This is a genomic window from Saccharopolyspora sp., from assembly GCF_017434145.1.
In the GTDB taxonomy this organism is placed as follows: domain Bacteria; phylum Actinomycetota; class Actinomycetes; order Mycobacteriales; family Pseudonocardiaceae; genus Saccharopolyspora_C; species Saccharopolyspora_C galaxeae.
The window spans coordinates 1-2,887 of the sequence record NZ_JAFRFW010000648.1; the positions used below are offsets into that span (position 1 = coordinate 1).

A 2,887-nucleotide genomic window follows, 5' to 3' on the forward strand; every position below is an offset into this window, starting at 1 on the left:
CACCGCGGAGCCGGTCGCGGCCCCGGCGTCCGGTGCGCCGCGCGAGTCGGAGGCGAAACTCCCCGGTGCACCGGCGAACTGATGCCCGCGCGGCTTGCTGATCAAGACCGTCCGATGTGGTCCGCGAGCGGCGAGTGCGCTTCGCCCGGCAACGCGGGATCAGCTCGGCTCAGGACTGCTAGCGCCGACGCTGCGCGGGGTTCGCCTGCTGGGCGGCCTTCTCCTTCTGGCGGGCGGCTTCCTTGCGGACCTCGGCCTGGGTGGCGCGCTCGTGCTCGAGCCACTCCGGCATTTCCGCCTTCAACGCCTTGATCTGCTCGGTGGTCAGCGGCTCGGTGATCCCGCCCCGCGCGAGAGCACCGATCGAAACGCCCAGCCGCGCCGCCACGACCTGCCGCGGGTGCGGGCCGTCGCGGCGCAGTTCCTGCAACCACTCGGGCGGGTCGGCCTGCAGCGCGTTGAGCTCGTCGCGCGAGACCACGCCCTCCTGGAACTCCGCGGGCGTGGCTTCGAGGTAGACGCTGAGCTTCTTCGCGGCGGTGGCGGGCTTCATCGTCTGGCTGGTCTTGCGCGACGTCATGCCCCCAGGGTATCGGCCGGGTGACCGGCCCCGGCACCGACGCCCGGAAGACTGCGGCCGGTAGCCTGGCGGCGTGGCAGCCGACGCGTCTTTCACGCTCGCCTACGTTCCGGGCGTGACGCCCGACAAGTGGGTGCGCAAGTGGCAGGAACGGGTGCCTGGGGTGCCGCTGCACCTCGTCCAGGTCCCCGCTGCCGGCGCCGACGGCATGGTGCGCGAGCGCGAAGCCGACGCGGTCCTGCTGCGGCTGCCGATCGACAAGACCGGCCTGCACGCGATCCCGCTCTACACCGAGACGACCGTGGTGGTCACACCCAAGGACCACGTGGTGACCGCAGCCGACGAGGTCGGTCCTGCGGACCTGGCGGACGAGATCCTGCTGCATCCCCACGACGACACACTCGAGTGGGAGCAACCACCCGGACGGCCCGCGATCGAGCGCCCGGCCACGACCGCGGACGCGATCCAGCTGGTGGCGGCCGGTGTCGGGCTGCTGGTCGTGCCGCAGTCGCTCGCCCGGCTGCACCACCGCAAAGACCTCACCTATCGGCCGCTGGCCGAGGTCCCGCAGTCCGGTGTGGCGCTGTCCTGGCTGGAGGACGAGACGACCGACCTGATGGAGCAGTTCATCGGCATCGTCCGCGGCCGCACGGTCAACAGCACCCGCGGTCGCCAGCACGAGCAGGCACCGGCCAAGCGCAAGAAGACCGAGCGCGACGGCAAGAAGCCCGCCGCCCGCAAGTCGGCCGCGAAGCCCCGGCCGGGTCCTCGCGCGCCGAACGGCAAGCGCGGCAAACCTCGCCGCCGCTGACTCGGCTCGCGCTACCCGGCGCGATGCCGGACCGGGCACCAGCCGCTGCGGCTGCTGGAGCGCACAGCGGTCACCGGTATGCGGTCGCCGTGCAACCGCCACTGACGGCCGTCGTGGCACCAGTGCAGCAGCTCCTCCCGCCACGGTTGTTCGGCCAGCATCCGCCGCTCGTGCAGCTCGGCTTGGACGGCGCCGAACTCGCGCAGGTTGGCGACCAGCCGCCCGGTCAGCGCCCGCAGGCGGGCCAGGGCCGGGTGAACAGCAACGACGCGACGCATGCGAGCAGCATGAACAACCCGGAGGCCGCCGACCATGGCACGATCGGCGTGGTCCCCCGATCTCGGCGCCGGTTCCGAACCCGCTGATCGCCCGGCTCGTCCTCGGCGGCGTCACCCGGATCGCCCGCGACTCGCGGGGAAACCGCCGAGCAGCCGCTCCGTCCTAAACGGACGAATCAGGTGCCGCCGAGGAGGCGGCCGGTGAGCCGGTGGCCCTGCCGGGTCAGCTCCTCGAGCGTGGCGCGCAAGCGGGCTTCGTCGAGGACCGGCTCGGCCACCCCTTCCGACAGCTGGGTGACGATCGTGCGGCGCACCCACTCGCGGACGAACGACGCGGTCACGCCCTCGGTCGCGGCGATCAACTCGGCAGGGTCGGCCACGTCGAGCCGGGGCCGGTGCAGGAAGGTGACCAGCTCGTTGCCGTAGTGGTCACCGATGCGGATCGGAACTCTCAGGACACAGTGGACGAACTCACGGCCATTCCCCGCCGAGCCCGTAGGCGCGGGCAGCGTTGCCGCCGGCGATCCCGCGGACGAGCCGTTCCGCGTCGGTTGCGGCCAGCACGTCCTCGCCGAGCCACCGGTCGATCAGGCGCCCGAACCGCTCGCGCCACAGCAGCGCGCCGAGGTGGTGCAGCTCGGGCAGTCCGAACCCGTCCGATGAGAAGCAGACGGCGGGCCACGGCGCGATTTCCAGTGTTTCGGCCAGCACCGCGGCGGCCTGCGCACCCACGTGCGGGATCGTCAGTCCGAGATCGACCAGCACGTGCGGGTAAGCGTGCGCCAGGTATGCGGCGTTGCGGTGAAACGGCCAGCAGTGCAGCAGCACCAGCGTCGGACCAGTATCCACTGTGGATCGAATGAAGTCGGTCAGCAGCAGCGGATCCGCCTCGTGCAACCGCAAGTCCGGGTCGCCGAACCCGGTGTGCAGCTGCAACGGCAAACCCAGCTCGGCCCCGATCGAGGCGCCCAGGTGCACCAGCCAAGCCAGCAGCACCGGATCCCGCAGCCTGCGGTCCGGTCCGGACAACCACGCCGCGGCCCGCGAATCCACCTGCCCGGAGCCCGGGCGTCGATCCGGCATCCGCAAGCCGCAGCGGTAGGCCACGACGCTTTTGAGCCCGATCGCGTTCGCCGCCTGCGAGCGGATCTCCCGCTCCACCTCGGCGGCCAGGCATGCGGCCGGCACCCCGCGTTCCGCGACCTGTTCGGCGACGGC

At 72.0% G+C, this 2,887-nt stretch carries 5 protein-coding genes; 1 reads left to right on the forward strand and 4 read right to left on the reverse strand.

The window, feature by feature from the left end; translation table 11 throughout:
• Nucleotides 1–178: 178 nt before the first annotated feature.
• Nucleotides 179–580, reverse strand: a complete 402-nt coding sequence (locus tag IJH84_RS17750; protein WP_295146452.1) for a DUF5997 family protein — start codon at nt 578–580, stop codon at nt 179–181.
• Between the two features lie 73 nt (nt 581–653).
• Here IJH84_RS17750 and IJH84_RS17755 point away from each other — a divergent pair, with 73 nt between their 5' ends.
• Entirely contained in the window at nt 654–1,391 is a 738-nt protein-coding gene (locus IJH84_RS17755; protein ID WP_295146454.1) for a LysR family transcriptional regulator substrate-binding protein, read from the forward strand.
• Between the two features lie 11 nt (nt 1,392–1,402).
• On the opposite strand, the gene IJH84_RS17760 is transcribed toward IJH84_RS17755, so the two are convergent.
• The 3 genes from IJH84_RS17760 to IJH84_RS17770 form a co-directional block, all read right to left on the reverse strand.
• Nucleotides 1,403–1,669: a hypothetical protein gene (locus IJH84_RS17760; RefSeq protein WP_200072564.1), complete on the reverse strand. Its 267-nt coding sequence runs from the start codon at nt 1,667–1,669 to the stop codon at nt 1,403–1,405.
• Between the two features lie 176 nt (nt 1,670–1,845).
• On the reverse strand, nt 1,846–2,031 hold the full coding sequence (locus tag IJH84_RS17765; protein ID WP_295146457.1) for a hypothetical protein: 186 nt from the start codon (nt 2,029–2,031) through the stop codon (nt 1,846–1,848).
• Nucleotides 2,032–2,140: 109 nt separating this feature from the next.
• The coding region (locus IJH84_RS17770) for an amidohydrolase family protein (protein ID WP_295146458.1) at nt 2,141–2,887 on the reverse strand (747 nt) is incomplete at its 5' end.